Raw genomic sequence first — 14,691 nt, forward strand, 5'->3', positions numbered from 1 at the left:
GAGCGCCGAGGAGAGCTGAGGAGAACTGAGGAGCGCCACAGTCCGGTAGGCCGCCGAGCGATATCTTTCACGAGTAAAACACCTGCTAATGTTCTGCGTATGAGCAGCGTCAGACCTCCCCGCGCCCGCCGGTTTCCCCTCTCCGGAGTCCTCCGGGTCGGCCGGCCCTCCGAGATCTGGTTCAAGCCGGCGCTCAGCGTGGTCGTCGCGAGCGCCCCGCCGAACCTGACGCTGCTGGCCGTCGGCCGCCTCGACCTGGCGATGTACACGATGGCCGGGTCCCTGTGCGCGCTCTACGCCCACAACCGCCCGTACGCGGCCCGCGCCCGCACCCTCGCCCGGGTCGTGCTCGGCATGGTCGGCGGCCTCGCGGTCGCCCTGGTCGCCGCCTCGCTCACCACGAACGCGGTGGTGCTGGTCACGGTGGGCGCGTTGCTCGCCGCCGTACAGAAGACGCTCTGCGACGCGAGCCGGATCGGGCCGCCCGCCAACGTCATCTTCACCTTCGTCACCTCGGCGGCCCTCTTCCTGCCCCAGACCCTCGCCCAGGTCCCCGGCCATCTCGCGGCGGCCGCCGTCGCCGGCGGCTGGGCCTGGCTGGTGTGCATGGCCCCCGGCCTCCTGCGACCGCACGGGCCCGAGCGCCGTGCCACCGCCCAGGCCCTGAACGCGGTGGCCGCCCACATCGAGGCGGCGGACCCCGAGCGGCCGAGGACCCGCACGGCCGCCACGACCGCCTTGCACACCGCCTGGCAGACCCTGCGGGCCGCCGGCGCCCGGACCGAGCCGCGACGCGCCCTCGAACGGCTCGTGGTCCGCGCCGAGGTCGCGCTCGCCGCGCCCGCCGACGCCGACCCCGGCCGACTGCGCGCCCGGGCGCACGCGCTGCACGGCACCGGACCCCTCCCAGGCGCCGCCGCCCCGGCCAACGCGGCCTACGAAGCGCTGGACGCTCAGGGCGAACTCCCGGTCGCGCGGACCCCCTTGTGGAGCAGGCTCGGCCCGCTCACCCCTATCGCCGTACGCACCGCGACCGGCTGCGCCCTCGCCGGATACGCCTCCCTCGCCATCGGCGTGGGCCGCCCCTACTGGGCGCTGGTCACCGCCGCCTCGCTCTACCAGGCGAACCTCACCCTCACCTGGAACCGGGGCGTGCAGCGCGTCGTCGGCAACCTCGCCGGAGTGCTCGCCTTCGCCGCCCTCGTCCCGCTCGCCCACCTCGGCCCGGCGGTACTCGTCCTGTGCTGCCTCGCCCTCTGCTTCGGCGCCGAGGCCCTGATCAGTCGCAACTACTGGCTCGGCACCATCTGCGTGACCCCGCTGGCCCTCTTCGTCACCGAGTTCACCCACTACGGGAACCCCGGCGAGCTGATCACCGACCGGCTCCTCGACACCTTCGTCGGCGCCCTGGCCGGCCTCGTCGTGGCGGTCGCCGTCACCAACCGGCGCGCCGGCGACCGCGCCGGGCAGGCCCTCGCCGCCATGGAACGCGCCCGCGCCCACACCGTCCGCACGGCCGCCGACCCGGACGCCGCGCCCGGCGCGCTGCCGGCCGCCCGCCGGGCCTAGGGCGCTTCTGATGGATCTCCGCGGCGTCACGACGCCCGGCACGCCCTCTCGCCGCACCGGACAAAAGCCCTAGTAGCTCCTCCCCCACTCTCGGCTTCGCTCGAGCGGGGGGACCCCCATCGAGGGCTTCCGCCCGGCACGCCGAGAGCACGCACCGAACGCCGCTCCTTCTCCCACGGAGATCCATCAGAAGCGCCCTAGCCGCCGCCCTCGTCGAACTGCGCGCCACCACCGACGCCGCGACCGGCGAATGGTGGCAACGCGCCTGGCCGTCGGAGCGGGTGACGCACGCCGAGCAGGCCGGACACCGTACGCTCGCGGCGACGGCAGGACGGCGAGAGTTCCAGGCTGCGGAGGGTGTACGGGCATGACGGCAGGCAACGGGCGGACGGCGACGGGGAGCGGCGCGGCTCTCGGAGACACGGTCGCCAAGGTGGTGCGCCAGTGGCAGACGGTGCACCCCGGTCTCGACACCGCGCCCATGGAGATCATCGGCCGCGTCAACCGCTGCGCCGCCCTCCTCCAGCAGGCCGAGGACGCCCCCCTGCGCCGCGCCGGGCTCACCCGCCCGGAATTCGACGTCCTCGGCACCCTGCGCCGCACCGGCCACGAACTGACCCCCAGCGAGATCGCCCGCGAGACCTTCGCCTCCGGCGCCGCCGTCACCAAACGCCTCAAGGTGCTCACCGAGCGCGGCCTGGTCGAACGCCGCGGCGACTCCCGGGACCGCCGCGTCGCCCACGTCCGCCTCACCGACACCGGCCGCGAGCTCGTGGACAGCGTCCTGCCGGAGCAACTGGCCTACGAGACAGGTGTACTCTCCGGCGTCGACACCGACGACCGGCTCGAACTCGCCGCCCTGTTGGGGGAGTTGCTGATCCAATTGGAAGGCAGGCTCGGCCTGCCGCGCGCCTAGCGGACAGGCGACCAGGGGTTGTCGATGTCGCCCCAGCGGGGGCCGTACACGTTCTGCCGGATGACGGGCTCCCGCAGGAAGTCGTGCGGGAAGCCCAGCGAGGGCGCGCTCACCTCGTCGAGGCGGGTGATCGCGTCCGTGTCGAGCCGTACGTCGACGCTCGCCAGATTGTCGGCGAGCTGACGCCCACTGGTGGCGCCGACGATCGGCACGACGTTGCCGGGGCGGGCGAGCAGCCAGGCCAGGGCCACCTGGGCCGGCGGCAGACCGCCCTGTTCGGCGATCTCCAGCACGGCGTCGACCACCGCGTCCTCGCGCGGATCGGCGGCGGCCCCGTCGGCACCCAGCCGCCCCGACTCGCCCCGCCGGTACTTGCCGGTCAGCTTGCCGGCCGCCAGCGGGGCCCACGCGAACACGGACATGTCGAAGCCGCGAGCCTGCGGCAGGAGTTCACGCTCCGGGGTGCGCTCCAGCAGGTTGTAGCGCAGCTGCGAGCCCGCGAAGGAGGTCCAACCCCGCAGATCGGCAAGGGTGTTGGCCCGGGCGATCTCCCACGCGGGCCAGTCCGACACCCCGATGTAGAGCACCTTCCCGGACCGTACGAGATCGTCGAGGGCCCGCATCACCTCGTCGACCGGTGTGAAATCGTCCCGTGCGTGCACCCACAGGACGTCGAGCCGGTCGGTGCGCAGCCGCTCCAGGCTCGCCTCCACCGACTGGACGAGGTTCTTGCGGTGGTTGCCCGCCGAGTTCACATCGTCCGCGCTGGTCGCGCAGGTGTACTTGCTGGCCAGGACGAAGCGGTCGCGGCGGCCTTCGAGGAGCTTGCCGACGATGGTCTCCGAGGCGCCCTCGGAGTAGATGTCCGCCGTGTCGACGAAGTTCCCGCCCGCGTCCGCGTAGGCGTCGAGGAGCGGCCCGCTCGTGTCGAGATCCACGTCTCCCCAGCCGAACGTCATGGCCCCGAAAGCCAGTTCACTCACGCGCAGACCGGTCCTGCCGAACAGTGTGTAACGCACTGTGCATCCCCTCCGAGTGTTTCGTGGGGACGACGCTAGGAGTTGGAGCGCGCTTCAACGCAAGTCGCGGGCTGCCGGGCGGGTCAGCCCTCGGCACCCGCCGCATACACGCCGAACATCGCCCCCTGGGCATCACGCAGTACCGCGATGCGCCGACCGTCAGGCACCGAGGTGGGCTCCATGAGGACGGTGCCGGACGCCTCGGTGGCGATCCGGGCCGTGTCCTCGACGTCCTCGACGGCGAAGTACGGCAGCCAGTGGGAGGGCACCTCGTGCGGGAACTTGTCGTCCATCGTGATCATGCCGCCGAAGTCGGCCCCGTCGATGCCCCACTGCGTGTACTGCCCGGCGGCGGTCACGCTCCAGCCGAACACCGTCGTGTAGAAGGCCTTGGCCCGCTCCGGCACACGGGTCAGCAGCTCCACCCAGCCGAGCGTGCCGGGCGCGTTGAACAGCCCGGCGCCGGGGAAGGACCGCGCCTGCCACAGCTGGAAGGCCGCGCCGCCCGGATCGAACGCCACCGCGAACCGCCCGATGTCGAAGACGTCCCTGGGCTCCAGGACGACCGCCCCGCCCGCCGCCCGTACCGCCCGCACGGCCACGTCCGCGTCGTTCACCGCGAACGACACGTTCCAGGCGACCGGCTGCGACTCCTGATACAGCGGGGTGAGAGCGGCGACCGCCGCGTCACCGAGGTGCGCGACGCTGTAGCCGCCCGCCTCCTGGCGCGGATCGGTCTCCGGACGCCAGCCGAACAACTCCGTGTAGAACCGCTTGGCCGCCTCCGGATCGCTGGTGCCCAGCTCGGTCCAGCAGGGCCCGCCGGTCACCGGCTCTTCGAGCTTCATCGCGTTCCTCCCGGAAGGGAATCGGGCACGACAATCCCCTTCCAGCACGCTATGCCCGCGCTCCGGCCCCGGCCACCGGTGGTCGTCGACCGCCGGGGGTCAGATCCCCGGCCGGTACCGCAGCGGATGGTCCGCCGGGATCTCCACCAGCACGATCTCCGTACCGTCCGGGTCGGCGATCCACATCTCGATCAGCCCCCACGGCTCCTTCACCGGCGGCCGCCGCACCTCCACCCCGGCCGCCACCAGCTCCTCGTGCGCCGCCGTCACGTCCGCCACCTGGAGCCACAGCTTCCAAGCGGGCGACGGCGGCGTGTCCGAGCGACCGGCGACCTCCAGGAAACCGCCGCCGAGGAAGTAACACGACACCCCGGTGATCGCCCGTGCCGAACTCGCGGTGGACGGGCAGACCCAGTTGCCCGCCGTAGAAGGCGCGCGAACGCTCGGGGTCGGTGGGGCGGAGAAGGGTGCGGCTGCTGAGTACATGGATCATGAGCCGAGCGTAGGTGCTCCGCTGGGGTGGCGGTGGGGGACTGTGGGTGGGAGGTGTCGTGTTCCGGGTGCGGGTCGTACGGGGCTGGGCGCGGGGTTCCCCGCACCCCTTACGGGGCCCGGGATAGGCTCGCCTCCGCCCGAGCCGCACCGAGTGTCCGTCAGGAGCGCCCCCATGGAAGCCGCCGCCACCGGCCTGACCTTCCGCGATGCCACCGACGCCGATGTGGACGCCCTCGTCGCGCTGATCGAGTCGGCGTACCGCGGGGACTCCAGCCGGGCCGGCTGGACCACCGAGGCGGACATCCTCGAAGGGCAGCGCACGGATCCCGAGGGCGTTCTCGAGGTCATCAAGTCGCCCGACAGCCGGCTGCTCACCGTCGAGCGAGACGGCACGGTCGTCGCCTGCTGTCAGCTCGAACACCGTGACGCCCGCGCCTACTTCGGGATGTTCGCGGTGAGCCCGGCCCTCCAGGGCGGCGGCCTCGGCAAGGTGATCATCGCCGAGGCCGAGCGGACCGCGCGCGAGACCTGGGGCGCCGAGGAGATGCACATGACCGTGATCTCCGTACGGAACGACCTGATCGCCTGGTACGAGCGGCGCGGCTACCGCCGTACGGGACGGATGACCCCGTTCCCGTACGGCGACGAGCGCTTCGGCATCCCACAGCGGGACGACCTGCGGTTCGAGCTGCTGGTCAAGGAACTGTCGTAGGCGGAACCGACGTAGGCGCGCACGCCGTCGCTCACGCCGTGAAGCGGCCCGTGCGTTTGATGTCGGGGTAGTCGGTCGTCGCGCCGTCCAGCTGCAGCGCGCGGACCAGCCGCAGATGGTCCTGGGTGTTCACGACCCAGCCGATGATCCGCAGATTCGCCTTGCGGGCCTTCTCGACGACCTCCAGGGTCAGCCGCCGGATGTTCAGTACGAGGGTGAGGGCGCCCACCGCGACCGCCCGGTCCACGACGTCGGGGCCGTAGCGGCTGGCGACCAGCGCGGTGCGTACGCCGGGGACGAGCCGGGCGATCTCGGCGACCGCCTCGTCGTGGAAGGAGAGCACCTCCACCCGCCCCAGCAGGTCGCGCCGGTGCATGACCTCGGCGAGGGCGCGGGCCGCAGCCGTGTCCTTGATCTCGGCCTGGAGCGGTGCCCGTACCGCGTCCAGGACCTCCTCGAACGTGGGGACGCGTTCACCGCGGCCCGCGTCCAGGGCGCGCAGCTCGGCGAGGGTCTTGTCGGCGATCGGGCCCGTGCCGTCCGTCGTCCGGTCCACATCCGCGTCGTGCATGACGACGAGCGCGCCGTCCTTGCTCAGATGCAGATCGAGTTCGATGACGTCGAGGCCCGCGCGATCGGCGGCGACGAAGGAACGGAGGGTGTTCTCGGGTTCGACACCCATGACCCCGCGATGACCGATGGTGACGAAGTTCAAGGCTGACTCGCTTCCGTCGACGGCGGCTCGGCCCGCGTGACCGGGAAGGGGCGGCACGCGGCTGGGGCGCAGCGTAGTCCTCTCGCCGTGCGATGCATCCGTACGTGCACGGGCCCTTTCGAGCCGTGTCATGGCGTGTCGCATCGGAGAACAGGACCGTTTCCGCACCAGGCGCACGCGAATCGGGTCATCCCTGAGTGGGCGAGTCCGGCGCGCGTTGACCCCGCCGGTATGCCCGGACACCGCCCGCGCATGAATCGTGATCCGTGGGGCGTGTGACAGGAGATTCACCGGTTAGGTATGGGGAATGGCGGGAGGATTTCCGGTGGGGCCGCCCATGATCGGTCTTGCGGGAGGGAACCCTCCCTGCATACGGTGTCCTTACGAAAGGTTCTTCCGTGGAGGATGCGTCATGACGGAAATTCTTGTGCAGATGGCTACGGAGGGCGGCGTTCCTCCGGTGGGTAGGGTGGTGGAGCATCCGGCCTGGCCCGTGCTCAAGGATGCCGTGGAGCGGATCCGGCCGTGGCAGTCCAAGGACGGCTCGATCGACTTCGACGCCGAGGGCGCCCCTGACCCGGCGGACGCCGACCTGGCCCTGCAGGGCGTGATCGCTGCCGTACGGGCGCTGTCCCCGCTGCTGCCGCACGACGCCGCGTACCATGAGGCGCTCGTCAAGGACCTGAGCCGCTGGGCCGACGACGGTTTCAAGGTGCCCGACTTCCTCGACTCGCTGCTGGCCTTCCAGCCCGCCGCGGGCCGGGCGGACGGCCTCCAGCATCTGGTCGTCTTCCCCATGTACACGCAGAACGGCAACCCCGACCGCAACCTCGAAGCGGTCGTCCTGCGCATGGTCTGGCCCGACTGGCTGGCCGAACTGGAGCGCACCCGCTACGACAACCCGCTGTTCTGCGGCATCACCTTCGAGGACTTCACCGCCGGGTACGACACCAACTCGGCCGTCCTCTTCCCGGAGACCATCGCCGTGCGCGAGGCCCCGGAGCGGTTCTCCTGGGGCGGCATCTTCTGCGACCGCGAGGCCGCCCGCTTCCGCCGGGTCACCGAGGCCGCCGTCGACATCCTCGGCCTCGAACTGCCCGACGACATCAGCGAGCTGGTCGGCGACCAGAAGCGCTGCGAGGAGGCCTTCGTCCTGTGGGACATGGTCCACGACCGCACCCACAGCCACGGCGACCTGCCCTTCGACCCCTTCATGATCAAACAGCGCCAGCCGTTCTGGATGTACGGCCTCGAAGAGCTGCGCTGCGACCTCACCGCCTTCAAGGAGGCCGTGAAGCTGGAGGGCGACGGCGTCCCGCAGGCCCGCGACGTGCAGTACGCGATGCTCTTCGACCGCATGTTCCGCTTCCCGGTCACCGGTGAGCGCGTCCGCAACTACGACGGCCTCGGCGGCCAGCTCCTCTTCGCCTACCTCCACAAGCACGACGTCGTCCGCTGGACCGACAACAAGCTGCACATCGACTGGCGGCGCGCCCCACAGGTCACCAACCAGCTCTGCGCCGACATCGAGCAGCTCTACCGAGACGGCATCGACCGCCCGAAGCTCGTCCACTGGTTCGCCGGGTACGAGCTGGTCGCCGGCTACCTCGCCCCGCACCCCGGCTCCCGCTGGGCCAAGGGCCCAGACGCCCTGGACCTGTCGCAGCCGCCCCGCAAACTCGTCGACGAGGTGCTTCCGGACGAGTTTCCGCTCAGCATGTTCTATGAGGCGCTCGCCAAGAAGCTGAAGCATGTGATCGCCTCCACCAAGGGCATCACCGCGGCGAACGCCGAGCGGGCCGCCGCATGAGCGCCCGAAACGTGGACGTCGTGGACGCTGCTACGGAGGCGAAGATCATGGGCAACGGCAACGGTGCACTGAGCGGCGCGGTGATCGCGGTGGCGGGCGCGGGCGGGCCCGCGGGCCGGGCGGCACTGGTACGGCTCGCCGAGGCGGGAGCGACCGTCGTCGGCTCCGACAACGACCCCGAGCGGCTCTTCGAGGCCGTGGACGCGGCCCGGTACGCGCAGGGCGGCGCCACCGTCGTGGGCGACACGGTCGATCTCCTCGACCTCCAGTCGACCCGCGACTGGGCCACCCGCGTGGAGAAGGACTTCGGCCGGGTCGACGGGCTCGTCCACCTCGTCGGTGGCTGGCGCGGCAGCGAGACCTTCACCAGGACCAGCCTCGACGACTGGGACTTCCTGGAGATGCTGCTCATCCGCACCGTGCAGCACACCTCCCTCGCCTTCCACGAGGCCCTCCAGCGCAGCGAGCGCGGCCGGTACGTCCTGATCAGCGCGGCCGGCGCCACCAGGCCCACCGCGGGCAACGCCGCCTATGCCGCCGCCAAGGCCGCCGCCGAGGCGTGGACACTGGCCACGGCGGACTACTTCCGCAAGGCCGGCGGACCGGAGGGGCCGACCTCCGCGGCTGCCATCCTGGTCGTGAAGGCGTTGGTGCACGACGCGATGCGCGCCGAGCGCCCCAACGCGAAGTTCGCGGGATTCACCGACGTCAAGGAGCTGGCCGAGGCCATCGTCGGCGTCTGGGAGAAGCCCGCCGCCGAAGTGAACGGGAACCGTCTGTGGCTGACCGACAAGCCGTGAACCCTCCGAAGGCCCCTTGTACGGCGGCCCGACGTCATCACGACCCGGAGATCCGCGGTTTCGCCAGCGACAACTACGCGGGGGCCCACCCCGAGGTGCTCGCCGCCCTGGCCGTGGCCAACGGCGGGCACCAGGTCGCGTACGGCGAGGACCAGTACACCGAGAACCTCCAGCGGATCGTCCGCAGCCACTTCGGCGCCACCGCCGAGGCGTTCCCCGTCTTCAACGGCACCGGCGCCAACGTCGTCGCGCTCCAGGCGGTCACCGACCGCTGGGGCGCGGTGATCTGCGCCGAGAGCGCCCACATCCACGTGGACGAGTGCGGGGCGCCGGAGCGGATCGGCGGGCTGAAGCTGCTCACCGTGCCCACCCCCGACGGCAAGCTCACCCCCGAGCTGATCGACCGGCAGGCGTACGGCTGGGAGGACGAGCACCGGGCGATGCCCCAGGTCGTCTCGATCACCCAGAGCACCGAGCTCGGCACCCTCTACACGCCCGACGAGATCCGCGCGATCTGCGAACACGCCCACGCGCACGGCATGAAGGTGCACCTGGACGGCTCCCGGATAGCGAACGCGGCCGCCTCCCTGGACGTCCCGATGCGTACGTTCACCAACGCGGTCGGCGTCGATCTCCTCTCCCTGGGCGGGACGAAGAACGGCGCGCTGTTCGGCGAGGCGGTCGTGGTCATCAACCAGGACGCGGTCAGTCACATGAAGCACCTGCGCAAGCTGTCCATGCAGCTCGCCTCCAAGATGCGCTTCGTGTCCGTGCAGTTGGAGGCGCTGCTCGCCAAGGATCTCTGGCTGCGCAACGCCCGTCACGCCAACGAGATGGCCCAGCGGCTCGCCGAGGGCGTCCGCGCGGTCCACGGCGTGGGGATCCTCCACCCGGTCCGGGCCAACGCGGTCTTCGCCCGCCTCCCGCACGACGTGAGCGAACGCCTCCAGAAGCGCTACCGCTTCTACTTCTGGGACGAGGCCGCCGGCGACGTCCGCTGGATGTGCTCCTTCGACACGACCGAGGAGGACGTGGACGGGTTCGTGGCGGCGCTCAAGGAGGAGATGGCGCGCTGAGCCGTGCAGGCCTCGCAATGACTGCATAAATATGCGGGCATCGGAAAATGTATTGACGATCGGGTGATCGACTTTCTATGCTCTGCGGACATGGAGCTCATCCAGCAAACCCCCGACCTGTCCGCATATCTGGCCGCCGATGAGGTGATCGACCATGACCACCCCCGGATACGCGAGACGGCCGCGCAGCTCGCCAAGGACGCGACCGACTCGTATGACTATGCGCGAGTGGCGTACGAGTTCGTGCGCGACACCATTCCCCACTCGGCCGACTCGGGCGACCTCCGTGTCACCTGGCGTGCCTCCGACGTCCTGGAGCAGGGCACCGGTATCTGCTACGCCAAGGCCCACGCGCTGACCGCGCTGCTGCGCGCCGAGGACATCCCCACCGCGCTCTGCTACCAGCGGCTCGCGCACGACGACGGCGACGGACACGCCGTACACGGCCTGGTCGCCGTGCGCTTCAACGGGGACTGGCACCGCCAGGACCCGCGCGGCAACAAGCCGGGCGTGAACGCCCGGTTCTCCCTGACGGGTGAGCGACTGGCCTGGGTACCCGACCCGCAGCTGGACGAGGTGGACTACCCGGACCTGTACGCCGAACCGCACCCGGCCGTCCTCGGAGCCCTCCGGGCCGCCCCGGACCGCCCGCATCTCTGGCGCACGCTCCCCGTCGCACTCTGAGGTGCCGCGCGGGCGCCGGTTTCTGTGACGCGTCTGTTGCCGGAGCTGTGGCTTCCACCACAGCTCGTCCCGAGGGGAAGTGATCGACTCGGCGGATGCGTGAGACGGGGAGAGCTCGGCGGTTGCTGGAGCGTTCGGATCGTCACCGGAGAGCCGACATCGGGGTGGCCGTACTACTGGTCGCCATGGACCTGCTCGTCGTCGGCATGATCCTGATCGTCGGGACGGAGGGCGTCTTCACCGAGGACTGGCTGCCGTACCGGGGATGATGGACCAGGACGGCGCGAGCTATCAGCACAACTCCGTCGTGTTCCTGTACCAATTGGCGGTCGGCAGTGCGGGTCTCGCCCTGCTCTGCAGGCTGTGGCTGACCGCCGCGGCGCAACTGGTCGTGCTCAACTTCGGGGCGGGCTTCATAGGTTCCCTGGCCACGTACTGGAACCCGTGAGCCCCTCGACGTACCGGAGGTCCGTGAAGCCCGCGCCGGTCGAGCGGTCAGCGGGCCTCGGCCTCGCGGACCTGTTCCGGGGTCGGGGCCGTGCCGCCGAGGTGGGCGGGCATCCACCAGGTGTCGTCCGGACCCTTGGGGCGCACCGGATAGGCGCGCTGGGCGGCCTCCAGCAACTCCTGGACGCGCTCGCGCACCTGACGGGTGATGGCACCCGCGTACTTGTCCTTCGAAGCCTCTATCGCCTCGCCGACCCGGATGGTGATCGGGGTGTGGCTGCGCTTGAAGTTGCGCGGGTGGCCCTTGGTCCACAGCCGCTGGGTGCCCCACACGGCCATCGGGATCACCGGGACGCCCGCCTCCTGGGCCAGCCGGGCGGCACCCGACTTGAAGCTCTTCAGGGTGAACGACTGCGAGATGGTGGCCTCGGGGAAGACCCCGATGATCTCGCCGGAGCGCAGCGAGTCCAGCGCGTGGGCGTAAGCCGCCTCGCCCTGCTTGCGGTCCACCGGGATGTGCCGCATGTTGCGCATCAGCGGACCGGAGACCTTGTGCCGGAACACCGCCTCCTTGGCCATGAAACGCACCAGACGCTTCTGCGGCAGCGCCGCCAGGCCGTCGAAGATGAAGTCCAGATAGCTGATGTGATTACTCACCAGCACGGCGCCGCCCGAGCGCGGAATGTTCTCCGACCCCTTGCAGTCGATCTTCAGGTCCCACGCCTTGAACAGAGTCATGGCGAGACCGATCGCGGGGCGGTAGACAAGCTCTGCCATGGGCGGAGTGGACCCTTCTCTCTGCCTGGGAAAGGGGCTCCCGGCGGGAAAGTTACGCAGCCGTAGGTTTACGGCATCCCGCAGATCGTGCCCCAAGAACGCACGAGTGGCCAGCCCTTACGCCGCCCCGGCGCGAGATTCTCGTCACGTCGAACACACTCCCGTTCGCGGAACTTCGACCCCGCCTCAATCCGCGCGTGCGGCCACTCGCCGGACGAGCAGGTACATCTCGCACCCCAGGCAGTACCCGAACACCGCGTTCAGGAAAGCCGCCGCGAGCGCCGCCCCCGCCGCCGCGAGTCCCAGCCACTGCGGACCCACCGCGAAGCCGATCAGCCCCACCGCCGCGAAGACCAGCCCCACCGCCTGCGCGAACCGCGGCGGCTCCGGCGACTCGAACTCCGTCGGCGGCCCGATCCGCGGCCGCACCAACCTGCGGAAGACCCAGCCGTACGGCGAACGCCCCACCCCGCCCGCCGCGCCCAGCGCGAACGCGAACGTCTGCCAGGCCAGCAGCCACGCGCTTCCGGAGATCAGCCCGACCGCCAGTACGACGGTCGTCACGGCCGCGCCGAAACGCGGGCCCCTCACATCGATGTCCATGCGTCAAGCATTCCTCACGCCAATCTCCGTGGGGAGCCGGGAATCTTTGCGGTCTCATGAACGCTGAACCACGCCGTGACCGGACTTGTGGTGTGCGTACTGGTGCTCGCGGCGGCCGGCGCCTACGGAGTGCTGCATCAGCGGCGGAGCGGGAGAGTCAAGGTGCGCGGGCGGGACGGAGACAAGCGGCTCGGCGCGGCGGAGTTGGGGGAGGGGCTCGGTGAACGGGCCACGCTCGTCCAGTTCTCCAGCGCCTTCTGCGCCCCGTGCCGGGCGACTCGCACAGTGCTCGGCGAAGTGGCCGAAATGGTCCCCGGCGTCGCCCATGTGGAGATCGACGCCGAGGAACACCTCGACCTCGTACGGCGGCTCGACATCCTCAAGACGCCGACCGTGCTCGTACTCGACGCGGAGGGCCGGATCGTGCGCCGGGCCACCGGACAGCCGCGCAGGGCGGATGTGATCGCCGCGCTCGGCGACGCCGTGATACCGGAACGCACTTGACTGTACGCCTCACCTATCGTCAGTCTGACTGTATGCCCCGAGAACTCCTTCTCTTCGAGTGTGACGCCATGTCCACGGCGTTCGTGGTCCGCACGGCCGGTTCGCGCTGTCCGGGTACTTGAGCAGCCACGGACCAGCTCGTCGACTCCGGCAGAAGGACAACTCCATGACGGCCACCCCCGGCCTCCGTTCGCACCGGCTCACACCTCAGCTCGCCTCTCCCGATCTCCTGCGCTCCGTCTTCCGCCGGCACGCGGCCGGCGTCGCCGTGATCACGGCGCAGGGCGCCGCCGGCCCCGTCGGCTTCACCGCCACCTCGCTCAGCTCGGTCTCCGCCGAGCCCCCGCTGCTCTCGTTCGGCATCGGCACCGGCGCCTCCAGCTGGCCGGTGATCTCCGAGGCGGAGCATGTGGGCGTGCACATACTCGGGGAGCACCAGCAGGAGCTGGCCGCCACCTTCGCCCGCAGCGGCGCCGACCGGTTCGGGGCGCCCACCGGATGGCGTAGCGGCCCGGAGGGAGTTCCCGTCCTGGACGGCGTGCTCGCCTGGTTGGTCTGCCGGGTCGTGGCGCGGGTGCCCGCCGGCGAGCACCGGATCGTCCTCGCCGAGGTCGTCCTCGGCGACCCGTCGGGCACCGGCAAGCCGCTGCTGTACCACCAGGGCCGGTTCAACGGCCTGCGGGAGTGACCTCCCGTCCGATCTCGCCGTACGACTACGCAGGGTTGCCTAACTCACAGTTCAAAGCGCTTGCTTAGCGGGAACGGGATACGGGAACGTAGACGCCGTACTGGCGAGTAATATTTCGACCGGAGCGCAGGTCGCCCCGATCGGGATCGGCCGCTTCAGGCGCTTATGCTGCCTGCAAGAAGGCAGCCCGGAAATGACGATGCAGTAGGAGAGCCGGCGTGAGCTTGAGGATCGTTGTCACTGTGAAGTACGTGCCCGACGCCACTGGCGATCGGCACTTCGCCGATGACCTGACCGTCGACCGTGACGACGTGGACGGTCTGCTCTCCGAGCTGGACGAGTACGCGGTGGAGCAGGCGCTGCAGATCGCCGACGAGGCGGACGACGCGGAGATCACCATTCTGACCGTGGGTCCCGAGGACGCCAAGGACGCGCTGCGCAAGGCGCTTTCGATGGGCGCCGACAAGGCGATCCATGTCGAGGACGACGACCTGCACGGCACCGACGCCATCGGCACCTCGCTGGTGCTGGCGAAGGCGATCGAGAAGGCCGGCTACGACCTGGTGATCTCCGGCATGGCCTCCACGGACGGCACGATGGGCGTGGTGCCCGCGCTGCTCGCCGAGCGTCTGGGTGTCCCGCAGGTCACGCTGCTCTCCGAGGTTTCCGTCGAGGACGGCACGGTCAAGGGCCGCCGGGACGGCGACGCCGCGAGCGAGCTGCTGGAAGCCTCCCTGCCGGCCGTGGTCTCCGTCACCGACCAGTCGGGCGAGGCGCGTTACCCGTCCTTCAAGGGCATCATGGCGGCCAAGAAGAAGCCGGTTCAGTCCTGGGACCTGTCCGACCTCGACATCGAGGCCGAGGAAGTCGGTCTGGAGGGCGCCTGGACGGCCGTCGACTCCGCGGCCGAGCGCCCGGCGCGCACCGCTGGCACGATCGTCAAGGACGAGGGCGAGGGCGGCAAGCAGCTCGCCGAGTTCCTCGCGGGCCAGAAGTTCATCTAGGCCCGACCCGCTCACCGCCCCTCA

17 protein-coding genes and 2 pseudogenes are annotated in these 14,691 nt (G+C 70.5%); 13 read left to right on the forward strand and 6 right to left on the reverse strand.

Annotated elements, in window-relative coordinates; all coding sequences use genetic code 11:
- The first annotated feature begins 99 nt into the window (after positions 1-99).
- From I8N67_RS08960 to I8N67_RS08965, 3 genes and pseudogenes are all read left to right on the forward strand, one after another.
- Positions 100-1,569: an FUSC family protein gene (locus tag I8N67_RS08960; protein WP_200302062.1), complete on the forward strand. Its 1,470-nt coding sequence runs from the start codon at positions 100-102 to the stop codon at positions 1,567-1,569.
- 194 nt (positions 1,570-1,763) lie between these two features.
- A pseudogene (locus I8N67_RS42410) lies at positions 1,764-1,940 on the forward strand (FUSC family protein); the annotation flags it as partial.
- On the forward strand, positions 1,937-2,485 hold the full coding sequence (locus I8N67_RS08965) for a MarR family winged helix-turn-helix transcriptional regulator (RefSeq protein WP_200302063.1): 549 nt from the start codon (positions 1,937-1,939) through the stop codon (positions 2,483-2,485). The pseudogene I8N67_RS42410 and the gene I8N67_RS08965, both read left to right, overlap by 4 nt.
- On the opposite strand, the gene I8N67_RS08970 is transcribed toward I8N67_RS08965, so the two are convergent.
- The 3 genes and pseudogenes from I8N67_RS08970 to I8N67_RS08980 all read right to left on the reverse strand — a co-directional run bounded on the left by I8N67_RS08970 (position 2,482) and on the right by I8N67_RS08980 (position 4,845).
- The gene (locus I8N67_RS08970; protein WP_200302064.1) at positions 2,482-3,504 is read right to left on the reverse strand and encodes an aldo/keto reductase; all 1,023 of its coding nucleotides are present in this window, start codon (positions 3,502-3,504) and stop codon (positions 2,482-2,484) included. The genes I8N67_RS08965 and I8N67_RS08970 overlap by 4 nt on opposite strands.
- A gap of 83 nt (positions 3,505-3,587) precedes the next feature.
- Positions 3,588-4,352, reverse strand: a complete 765-nt coding sequence (locus I8N67_RS08975) for a VOC family protein (RefSeq protein ID WP_200302065.1) — start codon at positions 4,350-4,352, stop codon at positions 3,588-3,590.
- Positions 4,353-4,451: 99 nt separating this feature from the next.
- A pseudogene (locus I8N67_RS08980) lies at positions 4,452-4,845 on the reverse strand (VOC family protein).
- A gap of 174 nt (positions 4,846-5,019) precedes the next feature.
- Here I8N67_RS08980 and I8N67_RS08985 point away from each other — a divergent pair.
- Positions 5,020-5,559 (forward strand): GNAT family N-acetyltransferase, encoded by a 540-nt coding sequence (locus tag I8N67_RS08985; RefSeq protein ID WP_200302066.1) that lies wholly within the window; start codon positions 5,020-5,022, stop codon positions 5,557-5,559.
- 31 nt (positions 5,560-5,590) lie between these two features.
- Here I8N67_RS08985 and I8N67_RS08990 read toward each other — a convergent pair whose 3' ends face one another.
- Positions 5,591-6,274 (reverse strand): glycerophosphodiester phosphodiesterase, encoded by a 684-nt coding sequence (locus tag I8N67_RS08990; RefSeq protein WP_200302067.1) that lies wholly within the window; start codon positions 6,272-6,274, stop codon positions 5,591-5,593.
- A gap of 412 nt (positions 6,275-6,686) precedes the next feature.
- Between I8N67_RS08990 and I8N67_RS08995 the strand changes: the two genes are divergently transcribed.
- The 6 genes from I8N67_RS08995 (at position 6,687) to I8N67_RS42420 (ending at position 11,092) form a co-directional block, all read left to right on the forward strand.
- Positions 6,687-8,084, forward strand: coding sequence for a DUF6421 family protein (locus I8N67_RS08995; protein ID WP_200302068.1), 1,398 nt, complete (start codon positions 6,687-6,689; stop codon positions 8,082-8,084).
- Positions 8,085-8,131: 47 nt separating this feature from the next.
- Positions 8,132-8,884 (forward strand): SDR family NAD(P)-dependent oxidoreductase, encoded by a 753-nt coding sequence (locus tag I8N67_RS09000; RefSeq protein WP_200302139.1) that lies wholly within the window; start codon positions 8,132-8,134, stop codon positions 8,882-8,884.
- Positions 8,881-9,960 carry a threonine aldolase family protein gene (locus tag I8N67_RS09005; protein ID WP_200302069.1) on the forward strand — a complete coding sequence of 360 codons (1,080 nt, stop codon included), beginning with the start codon at positions 8,881-8,883 and terminating at the stop codon, positions 9,958-9,960. The genes I8N67_RS09000 and I8N67_RS09005 overlap by 4 nt, the downstream gene beginning before the upstream one ends.
- A 90-nt stretch (positions 9,961-10,050) precedes the next feature.
- Positions 10,051-10,644 (forward strand): transglutaminase-like domain-containing protein, encoded by a 594-nt coding sequence (locus I8N67_RS09010; RefSeq protein ID WP_200302070.1) that lies wholly within the window; start codon positions 10,051-10,053, stop codon positions 10,642-10,644.
- Positions 10,645-10,739: 95 nt separating this feature from the next.
- Positions 10,740-10,913 (forward strand): hypothetical protein, encoded by a 174-nt coding sequence (locus tag I8N67_RS42415; protein ID WP_234045338.1) that lies wholly within the window; start codon positions 10,740-10,742, stop codon positions 10,911-10,913.
- Entirely contained in the window at positions 10,910-11,092 is a 183-nt protein-coding gene (locus I8N67_RS42420) for a hypothetical protein (RefSeq protein ID WP_234045339.1), read from the forward strand. Before I8N67_RS42415 ends, I8N67_RS42420 begins: the two co-directional genes overlap by 4 nt.
- 47 nt (positions 11,093-11,139) lie before the next feature.
- Here the strand turns inward: I8N67_RS42420 and I8N67_RS09020 are convergent, their stop codons facing one another.
- Entirely contained in the window at positions 11,140-11,868 is a 729-nt protein-coding gene (locus tag I8N67_RS09020; protein ID WP_200302071.1) for a lysophospholipid acyltransferase family protein, read from the reverse strand.
- 186 nt (positions 11,869-12,054) lie between these two features.
- On the reverse strand, positions 12,055-12,471 hold the full coding sequence (locus I8N67_RS09025; protein ID WP_200302072.1) for a DUF4395 domain-containing protein: 417 nt from the start codon (positions 12,469-12,471) through the stop codon (positions 12,055-12,057).
- A 75-nt stretch (positions 12,472-12,546) separates the two neighbouring features.
- Between I8N67_RS09025 and I8N67_RS09030 the strand changes: the two genes are divergently transcribed.
- The 3 genes from I8N67_RS09030 to I8N67_RS09040 all read left to right on the forward strand — a co-directional run bounded on the left by I8N67_RS09030 (position 12,547) and on the right by I8N67_RS09040 (position 14,667).
- Positions 12,547-12,975, forward strand: coding sequence for a TlpA family protein disulfide reductase (locus I8N67_RS09030; protein WP_200302073.1), 429 nt, complete (start codon positions 12,547-12,549; stop codon positions 12,973-12,975).
- Positions 12,976-13,141: 166 nt separating this feature from the next.
- Positions 13,142-13,663 carry a flavin reductase family protein gene (locus I8N67_RS09035; RefSeq protein WP_200302074.1) on the forward strand — a complete coding sequence of 174 codons (522 nt, stop codon included), beginning with the start codon at positions 13,142-13,144 and terminating at the stop codon, positions 13,661-13,663.
- Between the two features lie 218 nt (positions 13,664-13,881).
- Positions 13,882-14,667: an electron transfer flavoprotein subunit beta/FixA family protein gene (locus I8N67_RS09040; RefSeq protein WP_200302075.1), complete on the forward strand. Its 786-nt coding sequence runs from the start codon at positions 13,882-13,884 to the stop codon at positions 14,665-14,667.
- The last annotated feature ends 24 nt before the right edge of the window (positions 14,668-14,691 follow it).

This window comes from Streptomyces adelaidensis, assembly GCF_016598475.1.
Classification (GTDB): Bacteria; Actinomycetota; Actinomycetes; order Streptomycetales; family Streptomycetaceae; genus Streptomyces; species Streptomyces adelaidensis.